This is a genomic window from Arenibacter troitsensis (genome assembly GCF_900177645.1).
In the GTDB taxonomy this organism is placed as follows: domain Bacteria; phylum Bacteroidota; class Bacteroidia; order Flavobacteriales; family Flavobacteriaceae; genus Arenibacter; species Arenibacter troitsensis.
On the sequence record NZ_FXAO01000002.1, the window covers coordinates 252,490 to 272,338 of the forward strand.

Below are 19,849 nucleotides of genomic sequence, written 5' to 3' on the forward strand. Positions count from 1 at the left end.
ATATAACAATTGGGCCAATTTTAGTGTAATTTGGTAATGTTTAATCACTTTTTTATACCTTTCAAGCTCACATTATAAAAATAAGATTTAAAAAAATGAAAGTAAGAGCAAAACTTCCCTCCACCCTATTCTGTGCCATAATGTTGGCTACCTTATTAATAGGTTGCGCAGGTAAAGAAAAGGACATCACGCCTTGGGTACATCTTTTTGATGGAAAGACCTTGAACGGTTGGAACCAAAAAGGTGGAGAAGCCAAATATGAAGTCGTTGATGGCACAATCGTTGGAACTACTGTACACGACACTCCCAACTCCTTCATGACCACCAATGAAATGTATGGGGATTTTATCCTGGAATTGGAATATAAGGTTGATTCCTCCATGAACTCTGGAATTCAGATTAGAAGTAATAGCATCCCAACCTATAGAAATGGAAGGGTACATGGATACCAAATAGAAATTGACCCTTCAGAAAGGGCATGGAGTGGCGGTATCTTTGACGAGGCTAGAAGGGGCTGGTTAAACACATTGGACAATAACCCCAAGGCACAGCAAGCATTCAAACAAAATGACTGGAATCACTACAGGGTGGAGGCCATAGGCGACACCATTAAAACATGGATCAATGACGTACCAGCGGCCTATCTAATTGATGATAAGACAGCAAGTGGCTTTATTGCCCTACAGGTGCATAGCATAGGAAAGAACAAAAAGGAAGGAACCTCAATTGTTTGGAAAAACATAAAAATACTTACGGACAACTTGGAAACCTATTCAAGAAAATCCCCTTTAACACCAATAGTTACCAAAAACAAGCTTACCGTAGGCGAAGAAAAGGATAACTGGAAACTACTTTGGGACGGTGAAACTACCAATGGATGGAGAGGTGCCCGTTTGGACGGTTTTCCGGAAACCGGATGGGAAATTAAGGACGGCATACTTACCGTTCTACCCTCTGGGGGAGAAGAATCTGCCGCTGGTGGAGATATTGTAACTACCGACCTCTATGGCGATTTTGAATTAAAAGTAGATTTTAAACTTACCGAAGGTGCCAACAGTGGCATAAAGTATTATGTAAATACCGACCTTAACAAAGGTCCTGGTTCTTCCATTGGTCTGGAATATCAAATTCTGGACGATGCTCGCCACCCCGATGCCAAGTTGGGCAATCATGAAGGTAGTAGGACGGTAGCTTCATTATACGACCTTATTCAGGCAGACCCCAACAAACCCATCAATCCTATTGGGGAATGGAATACCGCCCACATCAAATCCGTCAACAATCATGTGGAACATTGGTTGAACGGAACCAAAGTTTTGGAATATGAAAGAAAAAGTGATGACTATCGAAAATTGGTATCGGAGAGCAAGTATGTAAAATGGCCCAATTTTGGCGAGGGAGACGAAGGACACATCCTTCTACAAGATCACGGAGATTTGGTAAGTTTCAAAAACATCAAAATTAAAAGCATAAACAAAAGCGAATAAATGAAAACTAGAAGAGACTTTATTAAAAAGACGGCAGTGGGCAGTGCTGCCCTTAGCTTGGGAGGATTGGTATTGCCAAACATGGGATACAGTAATATTTTGGGAGCCAATGACAAAATCAATGTTGCGGTAATTGGGGTAAGAAGCAGGGCCAAGGCCCATTTCGTTGCCATAAGTAAAGACCCTAATGCCAAGGTGCTATATAGTTGCGATGTGGACGACAAAATTCTGGAGGAACACAATGTTTGGTGCAAAAAGAATATTGGTTATATCCCAAAAGTAGAAAAAGACTTTAGGAAAATTTTGGAAGATAAGAACGTGGATGCCGTTTTCATTGCAACGCCGGAACATTGGCATGCCCCTATGGCCATCATGGCCTTACAAGCAGGCAAACATGTTTATGTAGAAAAACCGTGTAGCCACAATCCGCACGAGAATGAACTCTTGGTTGCGGCACAAAAGAAATATGGTAAAAAGGTACAAATGGGAAACCAGCAGCGTTCCTCCCAAAGTTCCGCCTTGGCCGTTAAAGAGATACGTGAAGGAATTATTGGAGAAGTCTACAAAGGTGAGGCCTATTACTCCAGTAATAGGGGCTCTATCGGTATTGGGAATAAAATAGAAGTTCCCAACACATTGGACTGGGATTTATGGCAAGGGCCGGCACCTAGGGAATCCTACAGGGACAATGTACATCCATACAACTGGCATTGGTTCCGTACCTGGGGTACAGGGGAAATTCACAACAATGGTACCCATGAAATTGATATTTGCCGTTGGGCATTGGGTGTGGACCTTCCCAATAGCGTAACTTCCTTTGGTGGTAAGTACACCTTTAAGGATGATTGGGAGTTCGTGGACAACCAACAGGTAACCTATAAATATGATAATGATAAATTCATTACTTGGACGGGACACAGTAGAGGTTTAATAAAACCTGAGCAACCTGGTAGAGGGGCTACCATCTACGGAAGCAAGGGTATGATAACCTTGAGCAGAAATGAATACAACCTTTATAATCTGGACGGCAGTTTAATTAAAAGCGTTGAAGAAGGGGTAAAGAGCGCTACCACCAATACTATGGGTATGGGCGGCTTGGATGTTAATCACATCCACAATTTCTTCAGTGCCATCCGTCAGGATACTTCCCTGAATTCCGACATAAATGATGCCAGTATTTCTACCATGCTATGTCATTTAGGGAATATTGCCCAAGATGTAGGTAGAACCATTCATATCAACCCTACCACAGGAAAGGTGAAAAATGACGATGAGGCCATGTCCTATTGGAAAAGGGAATACCAAGAAGGCTGGGAGCCAAAATTATAATTCTTGGATTTAAATGATTTAAATAAGGGGATTTTCCAAGGAAAATCCCCTTATTTTTTTGTAATGTAATTGCCATTACCGCAGAACAACTTCCGTAAACTTGGAATTAATAATGATAGATTTACCACTAGTTTTGTTTATATGATATCCCTTGTTCAACGTATTATAGCCGTTTTTTGTTTTTACCATCTGCAGCTCCTTTGGATGGACCAATTCTGAATTGGTACCATTGACGGCTATATTAAATGCCGTTTTTGGCAATACACATCTAAATTCGGCATTCTGTAGATTGATATCCAAATCAGTAAAATCGTTGGAAATGGAGTTGATAACCAAAAGACCAAAATTGTTTTTAATAAACGCTTTCTGTAATAGATTTTCAATAGTAACATCCGAAAAAGTGGCATTTAAGGTCAGGTTTTCAACTTCTTTGATATTTACCTTCTCAGAATAATCGGCCTTAAGTTGACCGTAGTTCCATTTTTGGACATTTACCGGTGAATAGGAAGCATCTATATAGGTTTTATCACCGTCAATGGTCGACGCCAATAAGGTGGAATAGGATAAAGTGGCACTTAGGTTCTTTGTGTTTTCTGCCAAAATAACTTCCCCATGTCTCACGTTCATTTTAATTTTAGTCGATTTTGGCAATTTGATCTTTATTGTTTTCTTAACCTTTAAATTCTTATCCCCTCCCTTTTTTATCGAATAAAAAACATTGGGTGCCGTAGGGTGACGTTCCTCCATAAAGATAAATTCCCTACTTTTCCCATCCGTTGAGTCTAGCTCTATTGTAATGGTCTTCATATCTTTCTGTATTTCCCGTAGTTGTTTGCCCGAAGTTATGGATTTGGCCATTTGTTCTTGCGCCTTCCCATTGATTTCCATTCTTTGATTTTGTATTTCTTGCAACTGCTCCAATCGTTCTTGATGGGCCTGTTCCCTTTTCTTTTCCATTTCAAGTCTTCTTTTTTCGATTTCCGCCCGCTTCAGGTCCATTTTTTTGCTCCACTCTTCCATTTTACTTTCATAATCCTTCCCAAATCCCTTATCAAATTCTTTCTTCCACTCTTTTAAATAAGCTTCCCCATCTTTTTTATAAGCTTCATAATCAAATGGTTGTATATTCATTGGGGGAAGCGGTGGCATTTCCATCATTTCTGGCAACTCTGGAAGCTCTACTAGTGGTGCTATGTTATGGGCATTAAATTGATGTAAAAAATCGATATCGATATCCTCTGTATTGTTGGAAATAAACTCTCGGTGTCCCAATGCTGTACTGATACTGATATTTTTACTATTTCCCACAATTTTTATAGGCCCACTTTTAAAATAGTTGTTGGCCTCCTCCTCGGAAACATCCTCCAATTCAACCACAGCCGTGATATCCACTTGATTCCTGTTCCAAGTTTCAAATTCTATATCCGCGTAACTGGTATTTAATTCCAAAACCAAATCATTGTTTACATTAAAATTCTCATGAAAGGTTTTTGTCTTTTTTTGTCCCCAAACAACACTAGTACCCATAATTAATATTACCGCTGTTATGAAGCCTATCTTTCTCAATATTGTTTTCATCTATCTTATAATTTTCTTGATTTAATATTTCCACTTATCATACAGCCGTAAGCAAGGCATTTTTATCCGCCTCCGTGCTTTGGGTCTGCAATTCCTTTAACTTGTCCCTTAGTTTATGTAGCAGCAGTAGCCTTAGCTGCAAGTTCTTTATCAGGGCGGTTATGGTCTGGTCATTGGGACCGATCTCGTTTAATTCGGCATTCAGTTTTTTATATTCCCCATTCAATTCCTCCAGGCGTTCCATAAAGCTATCGATGAGGGTTTTGTTCCTATCGGAAATTTCCAATTGGGACAATTCCATATTTATACTCACCATATAATAATCTTCCACCTTCTTTAAATCCGGAGAAAGGTCACCCAGGGAAATTCCCCTTTCTTCTGGGCCAGGATTGTTTTTTTCAACTATGGTTGTTTCCACAGGTTCTGGCTTATTCCAATTCATAAAAATGTAGGTGCCCAAACCAGCCAGAATTATTAACGATGCAGCAATTGTGAACCATGGGTAGGATGGCCTTTTAGCAACCGGTAGTTCCACTTCCATTCTTTTCAAAAAACGCTGCTCATGCCCATCCTTCATCGTTGGCACAATTTCCTTATCGGAATTCTTGAACATTTCTCTAAGATCTTGCGACATACTTATTCGATTTTAAAATTTCCTTTAATTGTCCCTTACCCCTTAATAATCTTGTTCTACAGGTGGTATAACTTATGTTCAGTATTTCGGATATCTCGTGGTGATCGTAGCCTTCCACCAAAAACAACTGCAACACATATCTATATTTTTCCGGTAAATTTCCTATAGCCTGTATTACTTCGTTGACAGTAACGGTATCATCTACCGTCCAATCTTCATCTTCGGCTATATGCATATACCCTTCATTAAGTTCTACAGTAGTTAATTGTTTCGATTTTAAAAAATCGATACTCTTGTTCACCACTATCCTTTTTAACCAGGCCCCAAAAGTTACCTCTCCCCTGTATTGACTTATTCTTGAAAATGCCTTGATAAACGATTCCTGAACTACATCTTCCGCGTCATCTTCATTTTTCAAGAATCGCATGGCAACACAGAACATGCCATGACAATACTGATTGTACAGTTTCAATTGCGCTTTGCGATCGTTACGTTTACATTGTTCTACAATATCAATTTGAAACATTTTGGCCAGTTTCTTTGGTTGATGGGAGGGTAAGTTGCCATTAAAATCACGCCCGTTAAATCCCAATTACCTAAAGGACGATGAAATGATTGTAATGTTGCAAAAAATAGTATTTTTATCTTAAATCCTAAAAACAACCATCTTGAATCAAGTTACAATTAAAAATAATTTCATTACCCTGACCGTATTGGACTATGGGGCCATCATCCAAAAATTGATATTAAAAAATAAGGACGGGGTGGATACCAATGTAGTAGTGGGATTGGAGGAACCCGAAAAATATTTAATGGACAATAAGTCTCTTGGAGCGTGTATAGGTCGTTATGCCGGAAGAATATCCAAAGGTGGATTTCATATCAATAACGTGCACTATCCCATATTTTCCAAGGATGGAGTTCATCTCCACGGCGGACAAAAAGGTTTTGGAAAGAGGTATTGGACCATAGAGCAGGTACATGATGGCGAAAGCCCATTTGTAAAACTAACGTACCTAAGTCAGGACATGGAAGAGGGTTATCCTGGTAATCTAAAATGCACAGTAACCTATAAACTGGTAGGGCCATCCCTATTCATAATACATGAAGCCACCACTGACAAGGCCACACCAGTAAATCTGACCAACCACTCCTATTTTAATTTGGATGGAGAAGAAACCATAGACCATTGGAACCTAAGGTTGTCTTGCCCGGAATACTTGGAAACAGATGCCAAATTACTGCCTACCGGAAAAATACTTTCCGTAAAAAATTCGAAATATGATTTCTTGGAAATAAAAAAGATAGGCCAAGTGCGTTTGGACACCCCGTTTGTGATGGACCCCAGTCTAAAAAATGGTACCGTACTGACATCCGACAAATCAGGTTTATCTATGGAAGTAGTAACCAACCAACCGGGAGTGGTAGTCTATACGCCACCCGCTTTTGCCGCCATCTGTTTTGAAACCCAAAATTTCCCGGATGCACCCAACCAGCCCCACTTTCCCAATAGCATTCTACAGCCTGGCAAAACGTATTTAAATGAAACTGAGTTTAGGTTTAGTTTCGTAAATTAGAACAATTAACTAAATAAAATCCAAGGAAATGAAGTTTATTAAATGGTTACTGGTAGTCATCGTAGTGTTGGTATTGGCCTTCTTTTTGTTCGGAAAATCCTATTTAAGGGAGCAAACCAAAAAAAATAGCCCAGAGAAAACTGCTACCTATACCAAAAATGGAATGGACCTTACTGTAAAATACAGTAGTCCTTTTAAGAAGGATCGAGTTATTTTTGGCGAATTGGTACCCTATGATGTGGTTTGGAGAACCGGTGCCAACGAACCTACCACCTTTACCACAGCCAGCAACATCAACATTGGAGGCAAAAGCCTTCCCGCCGGTAGTTATTCTTTTTGGACAATACCCGGCAAAGACAGCTGGAGCTTTATTTTTAATAGTGAAATTCCCGACTGGGGCGTAACTATATTAAGTGGCGGAAAAGAAACTACTAGAAATGTAGACGCAGATGTAGTACAAATAAATGCCATACCACAGAAATTGTCCAAATCCATTGAAAGTCTTTCCATAGATTTCGAAGAAAACGACCAGCTTTACCTGAGCCTTGCCTGGGATAAAACAAAGGTTAGCGTTCCTATTAACAAATAAGTTTGGCCTCAAAAAAAAATACGGACAAAAATCATAATTCTAAAACAAAAGCTTTTAGAAAAAAAGATCCGTCCACAACGGAATTGATCGATGGTATTTTAAACGGTGACATAGCCACCTTGGCTAGGGCTATTACATTGATTGAAAGTACCAAAAGTGAACATTTTCAAAAATCCAATGATATCATCAACCAATGCCTGCCCCATAGTGGCAAGAGCATACGCATTGGAATAACGGGAGTTCCCGGGGTAGGTAAAAGTACCTTTATCGAAACTTTTGGCTCCTACCTTACTGCCATGGGAAAAAAAGTGGCCGTACTGGCGGTAGATCCTACCAGCACCATTAGCAAGGGAAGTATTTTGGGGGACAAGACCAGAATGCAGGAATTGGTAAAGGATAAGAATGCCTATATCCGTCCTTCCCCTACCGGACATTCTTTGGGAGGAGTTGCTAGAAAAACCCGTGAAACCATTATCCTTTGCGAAGCGGCCGGCTTCGATACCATTTTAGTGGAAACTGTTGGTGTGGGTCAAAGTGAAACCGCAGTGCATGGGATGGTAGATTTCTTTCTATTATTGAAATTGGCCGGTGCCGGGGATGAACTTCAGGGCATTAAAAGAGGCATCATGGAAATGGCGGATGCCATTGTCATCAACAAAGCGGATGGCAACAACATTGAACAGGCCAACTTGGCCAAAGTTGAGTTTTCAAAAGCAGTACACCTCTTTACCCCCAAAGATAATGGTTGGAGCCCTAAAGTGCTTAGCTGTTCTGCTACCCAAAAAACTGGGATATCGGAAATCTGGGAAGTTATTAAAACCTACATAGACGATAAACCAGGCTTGGATGGTATAATCGCAAATAGGAGAACACAAAACAAATACTGGCTACTACAGACCATTGAAGACCGACTAAAGCAACAATTTTATGAAAACAAAAACATAAAAAACAATCTGGATAAAATGATACAATTGGTTGTAGATGGTGAGATTTCCCCTTTCAACGCCGCTGAAAAACTATTAATACTAGCCAAGGATCCCTAAGCCCTAGTAATTTTTTGCACCATGCCCTCTAAGAATAATCTCGGAGGGAATTGGTAATTCCTAGATTACAAATATTTTGAAACCATTCCAATTACACCTCCGCCATAAGATGTACGTACCAATTCCATATAGGTTGACAAAGTTGATTATCTTTGGCCCTAAATTGTATTATTCAAAAGCATTCACCCTTGCATAAAATGAATTACGAATTCACCATAATTATACCGGTCTACAATGAGGAAGATAATTTGGAACGTGTTGAAAAGGAGCTTAAGGACTATATGGCCATATGTACAAAAAAGGCCAAGGTATTATTCGTAAATGACGGTTCCAAAGATAGGAGCCAACAATTGATAGAAGCTATCTGCCAGAGAAACGAAAATTTTAGTTTTGTAAAATTTGCCCAAAACAAAGGCCTGAGTGCGGCTATCAAAGCAGGTTTCGACTATGCCGATACTCCTTTGGTAGGTTATATAGATTCCGATCTACAGACCTCCCCTGAAGATTTTAACCTTCTTTTGGAACATATAGATAAATACGATCTGGTAACCGGTGTAAGGGCAGACAGGAAGGATTCCTTCGTCAAGAATGCCTCTTCCACTATCGCCAATGGCATACGCCGCGCTTTTACTCATGACGGTATGGACGATACAGGCTGTCCGTTAAAGGTTATAAAAACGGATTACGCCAAAAGAATACCCATGTTTAAAGGTTTGCACAGATTTTTGCCTGCCATGATCCTATTGCAAAATGGAAGCATTGTGCAAATTCCAATTCGCCATTTTCCACGAATGGCTGGAACTGCAAAGTTTGGTCTATGGAACAGATTATTGGGACCACTCATGGATTGTTTTGCCTATTTGTGGATGAAAAAAAAATACATTAACTACCAGGTGGATAAAATAGGGTAAATGGCAGATTGGATGGTTTATGCAATTGGCTTTATTGCCCAGCTTCTATTTTCCAGTAGAATGGTGGTACAATGGGTCATATCGGAAAAGAACAAAAGAGTACTTACCCCTAGACTATTTTGGCAGCTAAGTTTATTGGCTTCATTTCTATTATTTGTGTACGGGTGGTTAAGAGACGATTTTGCCATAATGTTGGGACAGGCCATTACCTATTTTATATATATCCGAAATATCCAATTACAGGGTGAATGGACTAAATTGCCAAGGGCCTTCAGGGTTTTTCTATGGGTTTTTCCCGTAATAATTATTGTATACGGGTATAACAACAATGCCTACGATTTAAGGCAATTCTTCAACAATGAAAACATTCCCATCTGGTTACTTTTATTGGGTAGTATAGCACAGGTTATTTTCACCTTCAGGTTTGTATACCAATGGATATATTCCGAGAAAAAGAAAACCTCAAGCCTTCCCTTCGGTTTTTGGTTACTAAGTTTAATTGGGGCCTCCCTAATTCTTACCTACGCCATTTTTAGGAAGGACCCGGTACTTTTTGCTGGCCATTCACTGGGGATGATCGTTTATTTAAGAAATATGTTTATCCTTAAAAATGAAGAACATGAGGTGGTTGAAAAATAATCCTATAACCCTGATCTTCTTGGCGGGCCTCTCCATTTTTTTATTTCATTTAGACGTTATCCCGGTCACAATCATGGAGGCCAGAAATTTTATTACGGCAAGGGAAATGATTACGGAAGGAAACTGGTTGCTGACTACAATGAACGACCTCCCAAGATATGAGAAACCCCCCTTACCAAGTTGGATCACTGCCCTTTTTGGATTTATTTTTGGTTTGGACAACGTAGCCACACTTCGCATGCCAACAATGTTAATGGCCATAGTTTTAGGATATGTGGGATATTTGTTTTCCTTAAAAATACTCCACAATAAATTACACGCACTCATAAATGCCCTTATATTATTGAGTTCGTTCTACATTATTGCAATTACGATTGAAGCACCATGGGATATCTATACCCACGGATTTATGTTGACCGCCATCTATTTTTTATATAGTTTTTTTAATCATGCGGACAACAAATGGAAAAACAGTTTACTTGCCGGATTATTTATAGGCCTGTCCTTTATGAGCAAAGGACCAGTTTCACTATATGCCCTTCTCCTGCCCTTTCTCATGGCCTATGGATTTGCACATAAATATAAAGGCTTTGGTACTGACAGGAAATTTTTCCCCTTATTGGTCATGACCCTCTTGGCTACGGTTATTGGCGTATGGTGGTTCCTATACGTGCGACTTGCCGACCCTAATGCCTTTTTGGCAATCACCAAAAAAGAAACAGCCAATTGGTCTAGTTATAATGTGCGCCCCATCTATTATTATTGGAGCTTTTTTATACAAAGCGGCATATGGACCATTCCCGCCTTGTTAAGTCTAATGTATCCATATCTTAAGAATAAGGTAAGTGATAAAAAGATATACCGCCTTACCTTTCTATGGACTATATTTTCGGTAATTCTACTTTCTATCATTCCCGAAAAAAAGACTAGATATCTTGTTCCTGTACTAATTCCCCTAGCCCTCAACACTGGCTTTTATTTGGAATATATCATTAACCATTTTAAAAGTTCGCTAAGCCCAAAAGAGAAAATACCGGTATATTTTCATTTTTCCTTAATAGGATGTATCGGAATAGCCTATCCAATTATCGCCTATTTTCTTCTAAAAGATGGTTTGAGTGGTCTATGGGGCTACTATGTGCTGTCCTCCCTTGCTCTTTTTGCTATTGGAATATTGATTTTTTTACGACTTAAAAAGCAACAACTTTTTAGCTGCTTTATACTTACTATTGCCTTGATAGCTGCTATAAAATTATTGGCTGTGCCCTTGGCGGGAGCAATGGAGAAAAATACTGGCTACAGAAGTATTTCAGACTTAAGGCGCACTATGCAGGAAGAGGGACTAAAAATCTATTGCTTTGGTGAAATTGCCCCTGAAATGATCTGGGACTATGGTTCAGCGATTCCCGTACTTAAAGGAGAAGAGGAAATCTCAATTCCAGAAGGGAAAAAGTTTGGGGTACTGGTAATTCCAGCAGATGAAAATGAATTTAAACGTATCTTTGATCCCGAATATAGCTATACCTTAAATAACGTATACGATCTAAATTATAATGCCAACCCAGGAACCAAAGGACATAAGGACCGTTTGTTAAGTAAATTATATATAGTTCAAAAACGATGATGAATATCTTTTCCAAAATTGAAAAAATAGGGTACAGTCTTTTATTGGCCATTGTACTGATCGGCCTTTATTTGGGCCTCAGGGACCACATTTATTTTGATGTTAATTATGCCCAAGAAGACGGACCGGTTGAATGGGGTACGGCCATAATGCTATTTGCAATATTCGTACTTTCCCTATACCACTTATTAACTTTGTGGAATGGCAAAAAAATATTGTGGAAATTGGGAACCTTCCTTTTTGTAATCTTGTTCCTTTTCGCCGCGGGTGAAGAAATATCATGGGGTCAACGAATATTTGGAGTGGAATCCAGCGAATTTTTTATAGAAAATAACGCCCAGGGCGAAACCAACCTGCATAATCTAGTAGTAGGTGAGAAGAAAATAAACAAAATTATCTTTAGCCAGTTATTGTTCTTGGTGATGTTTATTTACCTAATTATCACCCCTATCCTCTTCAGAAAATATAAGTGGTTTAAGGATTTGGCCAACAATTTTGCCGTGCCCATTGTAAAATGGCATCATACCATCGCCTTTGTAGTAGCAACCGTTTTGGTCGCCCTTAATCCGGCCAGTCGAAAATGGGAGGTGTACGAATTGGCTTTTGGCGCAATCTTTTTCTTGATTTTCCTAGGTCCCCTGAACAGGGAAATTTTTGAACGGAAAGAGCCAAAACAAGATGTGGCATAAGAGCAAAACTCTAACCAGTTTTGGATGCCAGGATCAAGGATTGTATTTGGAAACGGCCTTTAAAAAAAGCTGCATAAATAATCCTCCCAATAAAATTCCTATAATTATTCCCGTCAATACGTCCAAGGGAAAATGTACCCCAATATATATCCGGCTATAGGCGACCACCAAGGCCCAAATTATCAAAATCAACCCGATATACTTATACTCTTTCCGTAATAGGGAGGTAAAGAAAATGGCTACGGCAAAGGAATTGGCGGCATGGGCGGAGAAATAGCCGAATTTTCCACCACAGGAACTTTTCACCAATCGCATCAATCCATTTATTTCATCATCATGGCAAGGCCTCAACCGTTGCACGCCATACTTGAAAAAATTGGCCAATTGGTCCGTTACCAAAATGAGCAATGCAATTGCCACCAGGGTCATCAAAAGCCGCTTTAGTCCAAATGCCCTATAGGTTAAAAATGCCAACAAGGCATAAAGGGGAATAGAACTCCATTTATTGGTCATAAAAAGCCAAAAACCGTCCCACTTGGCGTTGCCCAAATTATTTAGGAACAAAAACAATTCCTTGTCGTAATGTACCAACTGGTCCAACATAGGCTATTCTTCGTAACGAGAAATTTCCCGGTCATAGAAAGCCGTAGCCTGTTCAATTAAATTCTCGGCTTCAGCCTCCAGCTCCTTTTCGTCCTCTGCGGTAAAATCCTCCAACCACTCCACCTCATCATTCTCCAGATTAATAATAAATCTAGGATATTCCGTATGTACCACAAAAATTGCCGTTGGGTAATCCGTATTGTCTCCTAGTAAAAATTTTGGAAATTCCATAATTCAACTTTTTATATAATTATCAATATCCCCAACACTTTTCCTCTATCGGGGGTAAGGACTTGTCTTAGTTTCAATCTATCTCCTGCAAGGCCTTTTGTGCAATTAGTTTTTTGGTCAAATAATTAAATCGAATATACAACATTATGGCAGATGCCGTAAGCCCGGACAATAAGCCGATCCAAATTCCAGTACTCTGCAATGGCGTATATAATCCCAGATAAAAACTAATGGGAAAGCCAATTATCCAATAAGCTACAAAGGTAATCATGGTGGGTATCCTTACATCCTGAAGCCCCCTTAGCGCTCCCAATACCACAACCTGTAAGCCATCTGAAATTTGAAATACCGCCGCAACCAAAATTAGTTCTGCTGCCATTTTTATCACTTCCACGTTGTCTGACAGATTGTTGGCATCCCCAAGATCCAGATAAATTGTTGGCAGAAAATCATTTAGAACAACAAAAGACACCGCAAAAATAACTTCCAACACAAAAGTGAGCAGAAAAATAGATTGTGCAATACGCCTTAATTCTTTAAAATTCATTAACCCCTTTTGATTTCCTACACGTATCATGGCGGCAACGCCCAGCCCCATTCCTACCATAAAGGTCATACTGCTCAAGTTTAATGCAATCTGGTTGGCCGCTTGCGAATTCTTGCCCAAAACACCACTTAACCAAACTGCCGCAGTAAAAATGGCTACTTCAAAAAACATTTGTAAAGCCGATGGAAATCCAAGGTCAATGATTTTTCTCATGACCTTTTTCTCTATTATCCTAAAATTAAGTCCGGTAATATAGTCGTGAAATTTCTTTTTTTTCTTAAGTAGTACCCAAAGAAAAAGGACCATTACAATACGGGAAATCAAGGTTCCCCAGGCCGCCCCCACAATTCCCATTTTGGGAAAGCCCCAAGAACCAAAAATAAGAAGATAGTTTAAGAGGATGTTTACAAAATTGGCAATTACAGTTGCGTACATAGGGTATTTGGTCTGGGACAATCCCTCTGAGAACTGTTTAAAAGCTTGGAATATAATTAACGGAACCAAGGAAAATGCCACTAAATCCAGATAGGGCATAGCCAATTCCACCACTTCTGGAGGTTGCTTCATTAGATACATGAGTGGCTTGGCCAATAGTATTATCCCAAAGAGTGAAATTCCCATTAGTGTGCACAATAATAGGCCATGTTTAAGGGCACTTTTTCCCGCACCAACATTGCCGGCACCATCGGCCTCGGCTACCAAAGGCGTAATGGCAGTAGAAAATCCTATCCCCAAGGACATGGCTATAAACACAAAACTGTTCCCCAGAGAAACCGCAGCCAGCTCCGCCGTACCCAATTGCCCCACCATAATATTGTCCGCAAACTGTACGAACGAATGGCCCAACATTCCAAGAATTACGGGAAATGAAAGGGATAAATTATAACGAAACTCCTTTGTATATTTATGTAACAATACGACTTAATTTGAAGGGGCAAATATATATTATCGCCACACTATTCTCGAGAATATTTGAAAATTAATAGATAATAGAACTATTTTAAATGGTCTTGGCCTCCTCCCAAAAAACATCCATTTCCGACAAGGTCATATCCTTTAAGGCCTTACCCTGTTCCTTGGCCTTGTTTTCCAAATATTGAAATCGTTTAATAAACTTCTTGTTGGTACGCTCCAAGGCGTTTTCTGGATTGATATTCAAAAATCGGGCATAATTTACCATAGAAAATAGTACATCGCCAAATTCGGACTCCATAGCGTCCGCATTTCCTTGCCTAACCTCATCTTGGAATTCTTCCAGTTCCTCCTGCACTTTCTCCCATACCTGTTCTGGCTTTTCCCAATCGAACCCTACTCCTGCCACCTTGTCCTGAATACGGTTGGCCTTTACCAAAGCCGGTAATCCCTTGGGAACACCCTCCAAGACACTTTTTTTACCTTCCTTTAATTTTATTTTTTCCCAATTCTGCTTCACCTCCTCTTCATTTTCCACCACTACATCCCCATAAATATGAGGATGCCTATTGATGAGCTTATCACAGATATCATTGGCAACGTCCGCTATATCAAAATGCTTGGTCTCGCTCCCTATCTTGGCATAAAAGACGATATGCAGGAGTACATCGCCCAATTCCTTTTTTATTTCCTCCAGGTCATTGTCCAATATGGCGTCTCCCAATTCATAGGTTTCCTCAATGGTCAAATGACGCAGAGTTTGCATGGTTTGCTTTTTGTCCCACGGACATTGGGTTCGCAATTCATCCATTATAGTGAGAAGACGATCGAAGGCCTGTAATTGGGATTCCCTAGAATTCATAAAGTTTGCTTTTCAACAAAAATACAAAGACCGTACGGTTTCAACTATCGTATGTTCCGAGTTTTTTAGCTAACTTTAGTTCCTAACTTTTCTGACCCAAGCAATATGACCAACATAAAATTGATTCTCCGTGATGCCTTCATTTGGGTTGACCTTATGTCTTGGGATAGACCCAAGGATTTGGGAGTAATTCCACTTCAATGTGATATGGCCTTTGATCCCACATGAGTTATCGGCTGAAATAATATTTAATCAAACCATAGAGAATTATAAACCAAACTAGAAAAATGAAACCTAAAATGACCTTTAAAAAAATAATCTCAACCTCCGTGCTCCTCATGTTTATGGGTATACTTCCCGCCCAGGTATTGGAAAAAGCCAATGTGTTTTTAAATAGTTTGTCCGACGAAATTAAGGCAAAAACCTTATTCAGCTTAGAGGACACAGAGCGCTTTAACATGAATTATGTTCCCATTCCAAGGGCGGGAGCCACATTCCATGATTTTAACGAGACACAAAAAAAAGCGGCGCTCGACCTCCTAAGGGCTTCTCTGAGCGAAGAGGGTTTTCGCAAGTCTCAGGAAATAATGGAACTGGAAAAAGTATTGAGAATTATAGAAAATAACGACAACGATAAAATGCCTGACGGAAGGCCTAGGCGAGACCCATTAAATTACCACTTTTGTATTTTCGGCAAACCATCCGAGGACGAGCCTTGGGGATGGCGATTTGAAGGTCACCATCTCTCCTTAAATTTTACCTCCACCGACGGGATTATTACCTCCTCCACCCCTACTTTCTTTGGCACCAACCCAGGCATTGTGCGTAGTACGGAATACAAGGGAAGAGAAGTTCTTAAAAAAGAAGCGCAATTAGGTTTTTCCCTTCTCCATTCCATGTCCCAGGAACAATTAAAAACAGTGGTATTTACAGATGTTGCCCCGCACGATATCATTACCACGACCAAAAGAAAGGTAGAACAACTGGAATCTATAGGAATCGCATATCGGGACCTATCCAAAAACCAAAAGAAAATATTCATGGAACTTCTGGAGCTGTACATCAACAACTACGAACATGGATTTGCCGAAGGATTTAGGGACAAAATAACCAAAGCCGGCATAGACAATTTAAAATTTGCATGGGCAGGAAGTCATCAACCGGGCAAAGGGCATTACTTCCGTATTCAGGGTCCTAGCCTACTTATAGAATACGATAACACCCAAAACAATGCCAATCATGTACACACTGTAGTAAGGGATCTCACCAATGATTACGGGGAAGATGTATTAAAGGACCACTATGAAAAAGAGCACCAACATTAATATAAATCATATAAGGCTTAACCACCAGTGGCAATAATTACCAATTAGTTTTAAGTTTTAAAATTATTAAATGAAAAAAGTATTAAATGTCTTTTTGGCAATACCAATTTTGCTGTCCCTGTCCTGCAAATCATTACAAACCTCCTTAATTGCCAAGGATGCCGAAGTACAATTGGTGTCATCGGGTTATTCCTTTACGGAAGGCCCCGCCGTGGCGGCCAATGGGGATGTATTTTTCACAGACCAACCCAACGATCGTATTTTAAAGTGGTCTGCCAAGAACAAAACCGTCTCGGTCTATATGGAACCTGCAGGTAGGTCCAACGGACTATATTTTGACCACGATGGAAACCTTTTGGCCTGTGCGGACGAAAAAAATGAACTCTGGAGTATAGATCCCAATAAAAATGTGACCGTACTAATTGAGGATTTTCAAGGTAAGAAATTAAACGGGCCCAACGATTTATGGGTAGACCCCAAGGGAGGAATTTATTTTACCGACCCCTTTTACAAACGTCCGTATTGGAGTCGCACCGAACAGGAATTGGAAAAACAAAATGTCTACTATCTTACCCCCGATCAAAAGGACATCATTACGGTTGCAAATGACTATGTAAGGCCTAATGGCATTATTGGCAATAAAGAGGGAAACCTTTTATACGTAGCCGACATTGGTGATAAAAAAACCTATTCCTATACCATAAATCCCGATGCCAGTCTTGGCAATAAGACGCTTTTTGCCGATATGGGGTCGGATGGCATGACCATGGACAACCAAGGTAATGTTTACCTCACTGGGAACGGGGTTACCGTTTTCAATTCCAAAGGCGAACAAATATTACATATCCCAATAGATCAGAAGTGGACGGCCAATGTCACTTTTGGAGGGAAGGACCAAAAGACATTATTTATTACTGCCATGAATTCTTTGTATTCCCTCAAGATGAATGTAAAGGGTATTAGGTAGGATTGTAAGTCAATTAGATTGTTTTTATAGCTAAAGCTTAAGTATAGATAGGGCCTAATTGATCAAATCGAACATTCGGCTATATTTAATAATAATACTATTATTTAAGGGATCGCCCTCCCTTACATTGTAATTATAGACCACAAATAGCCCGGTATTGGCACGTTGCAACCAACCCAATCGCAAATTTACCGCCCAAAGTTCATTGGCCGAGTTGTTCTGCACCAAACTTTGTACATATAAATTGGGTCTAAAGGAATAGGTCATTTGACTGCGAAAAATATTAGCCGTAAAATCGCCTACCGGCAATTGATAATTGTTGTAGAGATAAATAAAATCTGAATTAAACCTATCCCCCAATCGTACACTTAAGGTGCCACTTTGTTGATATCTTTTGCCCCCAAAAGAACCCCCTATTACGGAGCGAATATTTATGGAGACGGGCTTGCTCTTATTGGTAAAGAAAACCAACTGGGATTCCGAGTGCCTATAGGTACCGGGCAGTACGGTAACCCCATCTGATATCTCAAAAGGATCCAGAACCCCTTCGGTAGTAAGGTTTAAACCGGTATGGATTTCCATCCCGCTTTTAAATTCCCAGTGGTTATCTATATGTGTATAACTGGTTTCCTGAAAGCCCTCAAAATTCCAAAAACTGTTGTAGGATATGTGGGGCCTTAATTCCAAGATGACCGAGTTTTCATTCTTTGGCCTATAATGATATAAAACCCTTGCTTCCGGTTTTCTGAAGGCAGAACGCTGTAAAAATCCAACTTCCGGATTAAAGCCTTCCCCAACTTCCGTATACCCGCCTCCTATTTCCCAACTATTCCAGACATAATCTGTTTTTAACCTGAAAGAATGTTCATTTATGGTATCCATTGGTCCATTGGTCTGGGCATAAAAACCTGTCATTCTAGCCTTGCGGCCCAGACCCAATTTTCCATCGATGGCTATGGTACTGTTAAAATCATCTTGGATACCTATCCCCGAACGGTTAATAAATGCTGCCCCCAAGGCCGATCTCCCTTTAAATTCATGGTTAACGCGTGCTACCGTAAAATTATTCTTTTGTATCCCAGCATCCTCAACCTCATCGGTGAACATGGTCAAAAGTCCAACATTGGTCCGGTCCAATTTTCCGGATAACCTGGCCCCTCCAATTATAGGAACTATGTTTCCGTCATCCCCTATGCCTATTCGTCTACTAAAAAAAAGGTCTACTTCCCCTGGACTCCCCACACTGAACAAGCCTGCATTCTCCAAGAAAAAGGGTCGCTTCTCGGGAAAAAATAAATTAAAACGATCTAGGTTTACCTGTTGCTCATCAACCTCCACCTGGGCAAAATCGGTATTATAGGTAAGGTCCAAGGTGAGACTAGGTGTTATACTGAATTTTATATCCCCACCCACCTCGGGGGTAAATTTTGCTTTTGGATCGTTGGCCTCATAATCTTTGGCCAACTGCCCCAACACATAAGGAATAACCTTTAAATTCCTGGGAGTTTTAAGATTTAGACCAGTAAGCGTACCGGCCAAGGAAAGTCTATTTAAATTAAACCCTATGGGCATTGGCGACCAATAAGCAATTTCATTGGTCTTCCTAATATTTCTGCGAAAATTAATGCCCCAATCCTTTCCTGGTTGAAACCTAATGGTACGCAATGGAATGGCAAATTCCGCACTCCAACCTTCATTATGGACCGAGGTCCTAACTTTCCACGAACCATCCCAGTTTAGATTAAAGCCTCCTATGGTTCCGCCTTGCTGCCTGTTTGTATTCTGGTTGCCCTGGCCTTCATTATCTACCTGGGCATCATATTCCACTCCCAGCGAATTGGTTCCAAAAATAAAACCATTCTGATTGTCCTTATAGGTATCCACAATAAAAAGAAAGGCGTCGGTGTTGTCCAACAAAGCATCCCTCCTGGCATCGGAGACTACTAGTCCATCAGGATCCGAATCATAACAGACTACTGCCACATAAAAAGTGTGTTCGGTATAGGCTATTCTTATTTCCGTACGTTCACTGGCCGCCTGCCCGTAATTGGGCTGACTTTGTAATAAGCCTCCAAACGGTTTTATCTTTTGCCAAACCTCATCTTTTAGAATATTCCCATCCATCAGCGGATCTGTTTCAATAGGAACTGCAACAGCCGTTGGTCGTGTTAGGATGTCATTATTCAAATCGGTAGTTTGGGAATAACCAATTGTTGACAAGCATAAAAAGACGAAAAGAGCAAAACTGAATTTCTGGATGGGCATGTTATTTTTGGTTTGTTGGTATTGGTTTGGCGTATTA

The 19,849-nt window shown here is 40.1% G+C and carries 19 protein-coding genes; 11 read left to right on the plus strand and 8 right to left on the minus strand.

Features of this window, described 5'->3' with window-relative positions; all coding sequences use genetic code 11:
• Window positions 1–95 precede the first annotated feature (95 nt).
• Complete coding sequence (locus B9Y87_RS05710; protein WP_085497060.1) at window positions 96–1,487, plus strand: 3-keto-disaccharide hydrolase; 1,392 nt, start codon at window positions 96–98, stop codon at window positions 1,485–1,487.
• Entirely contained in the window at window positions 1,488–2,816 is a 1,329-nt protein-coding gene (locus B9Y87_RS05715; protein ID WP_085497062.1) for a Gfo/Idh/MocA family oxidoreductase, read from the plus strand.
• A 75-nt stretch (window positions 2,817–2,891) separates the two neighbouring features.
• Here B9Y87_RS05715 and B9Y87_RS05720 read toward each other — a convergent pair whose 3' ends face one another.
• The 3 genes from B9Y87_RS05720 to B9Y87_RS05730 are packed head-to-tail and all read right to left on the minus strand — an operon-like array spanning window position 2,892 to window position 5,554.
• Entirely contained in the window at window positions 2,892–4,394 is a 1,503-nt protein-coding gene (locus tag B9Y87_RS05720; protein ID WP_085497065.1) for an OmpH family outer membrane protein, read from the minus strand.
• Between the two features lie 37 nt (window positions 4,395–4,431).
• On the minus strand, window positions 4,432–5,028 hold the full coding sequence (locus B9Y87_RS05725) for a hypothetical protein (protein ID WP_085497067.1): 597 nt from the start codon (window positions 5,026–5,028) through the stop codon (window positions 4,432–4,434).
• Window positions 5,012–5,554 carry an RNA polymerase sigma factor gene (locus B9Y87_RS05730; RefSeq protein WP_085497546.1) on the minus strand — a complete coding sequence of 181 codons (543 nt, stop codon included), beginning with the start codon at window positions 5,552–5,554 and terminating at the stop codon, window positions 5,012–5,014. Before B9Y87_RS05730 ends, B9Y87_RS05725 begins: the two co-directional genes overlap by 17 nt.
• A 142-nt stretch (window positions 5,555–5,696) precedes the next feature.
• Here B9Y87_RS05730 and B9Y87_RS05735 point away from each other — a divergent pair, with 142 nt between their 5' ends.
• The 7 genes from B9Y87_RS05735 to B9Y87_RS05765 all read left to right on the plus strand — a co-directional run bounded on the left by B9Y87_RS05735 (window position 5,697) and on the right by B9Y87_RS05765 (window position 12,100).
• The gene (locus B9Y87_RS05735) at window positions 5,697–6,605 is read left to right on the plus strand and encodes an aldose epimerase family protein (protein WP_085497068.1); all 909 of its coding nucleotides are present in this window, start codon (window positions 5,697–5,699) and stop codon (window positions 6,603–6,605) included.
• A 28-nt stretch (window positions 6,606–6,633) separates the two neighbouring features.
• Window positions 6,634–7,194 (plus strand): DUF2911 domain-containing protein, encoded by a 561-nt coding sequence (locus tag B9Y87_RS05740; protein WP_085497070.1) that lies wholly within the window; start codon window positions 6,634–6,636, stop codon window positions 7,192–7,194.
• A gap of 2 nt (window positions 7,195–7,196) precedes the next feature.
• Window positions 7,197–8,237, plus strand: a complete 1,041-nt coding sequence (gene meaB / locus B9Y87_RS05745; protein WP_085497071.1) for a methylmalonyl Co-A mutase-associated GTPase MeaB — start codon at window positions 7,197–7,199, stop codon at window positions 8,235–8,237.
• A gap of 197 nt (window positions 8,238–8,434) precedes the next feature.
• A complete protein-coding gene (locus B9Y87_RS05750) occupies window positions 8,435–9,148 on the plus strand; it encodes a glycosyltransferase family 2 protein (RefSeq protein WP_085497073.1) in 714 nt (237 codons plus the stop codon).
• Window positions 9,149–9,787 (plus strand): lipid-A-disaccharide synthase N-terminal domain-containing protein, encoded by a 639-nt coding sequence (locus B9Y87_RS05755; protein ID WP_085497075.1) that lies wholly within the window; start codon window positions 9,149–9,151, stop codon window positions 9,785–9,787.
• The gene (locus B9Y87_RS05760; RefSeq protein WP_245808657.1) at window positions 9,768–11,411 is read left to right on the plus strand and encodes an ArnT family glycosyltransferase; all 1,644 of its coding nucleotides are present in this window, start codon (window positions 9,768–9,770) and stop codon (window positions 11,409–11,411) included. Before B9Y87_RS05755 ends, B9Y87_RS05760 begins: the two co-directional genes overlap by 20 nt.
• Window positions 11,408–12,100, plus strand: coding sequence for a hypothetical protein (locus B9Y87_RS05765; RefSeq protein WP_245808658.1), 693 nt, complete (start codon window positions 11,408–11,410; stop codon window positions 12,098–12,100). Before B9Y87_RS05760 ends, B9Y87_RS05765 begins: the two co-directional genes overlap by 4 nt.
• Window positions 12,101–12,133: 33 nt before the next feature.
• On the opposite strand, the gene B9Y87_RS05770 is transcribed toward B9Y87_RS05765, so the two are convergent.
• From B9Y87_RS05770 to mazG, 4 genes are all read right to left on the minus strand, one after another.
• Complete coding sequence (locus B9Y87_RS05770) at window positions 12,134–12,703, minus strand: phosphatase PAP2 family protein (protein WP_085497079.1); 570 nt, start codon at window positions 12,701–12,703, stop codon at window positions 12,134–12,136.
• 3 nt (window positions 12,704–12,706) lie between these two features.
• A complete protein-coding gene (locus tag B9Y87_RS05775) occupies window positions 12,707–12,934 on the minus strand; it encodes a hypothetical protein (protein WP_085497081.1) in 228 nt (75 codons plus the stop codon).
• 73 nt (window positions 12,935–13,007) lie between these two features.
• Window positions 13,008–14,396 carry an MATE family efflux transporter gene (locus tag B9Y87_RS05780; RefSeq protein WP_085497083.1) on the minus strand — a complete coding sequence of 463 codons (1,389 nt, stop codon included), beginning with the start codon at window positions 14,394–14,396 and terminating at the stop codon, window positions 13,008–13,010.
• Window positions 14,397–14,481: 85 nt separating this feature from the next.
• Window positions 14,482–15,255 carry a nucleoside triphosphate pyrophosphohydrolase gene (gene mazG, locus B9Y87_RS05785; protein ID WP_085497085.1) on the minus strand — a complete coding sequence of 258 codons (774 nt, stop codon included), beginning with the start codon at window positions 15,253–15,255 and terminating at the stop codon, window positions 14,482–14,484.
• A gap of 287 nt (window positions 15,256–15,542) precedes the next feature.
• Between mazG and B9Y87_RS05790 the strand changes: the two genes are divergently transcribed.
• Entirely contained in the window at window positions 15,543–16,580 is a 1,038-nt protein-coding gene (locus B9Y87_RS05790; protein ID WP_139827170.1) for a DUF3500 domain-containing protein, read from the plus strand.
• Window positions 16,581–16,650: 70 nt separating this feature from the next.
• The gene (locus tag B9Y87_RS05795; RefSeq protein WP_085497087.1) at window positions 16,651–17,547 is read left to right on the plus strand and encodes an SMP-30/gluconolactonase/LRE family protein; all 897 of its coding nucleotides are present in this window, start codon (window positions 16,651–16,653) and stop codon (window positions 17,545–17,547) included.
• Window positions 17,548–17,601: 54 nt separating this feature from the next.
• Here the strand turns inward: B9Y87_RS05795 and B9Y87_RS05800 are convergent, their stop codons facing one another.
• The gene (locus B9Y87_RS05800; protein ID WP_085497089.1) at window positions 17,602–19,812 is read right to left on the minus strand and encodes a DUF5916 domain-containing protein; all 2,211 of its coding nucleotides are present in this window, start codon (window positions 19,810–19,812) and stop codon (window positions 17,602–17,604) included.
• Between the last annotated feature and the right edge of the window lie 37 nt (window positions 19,813–19,849).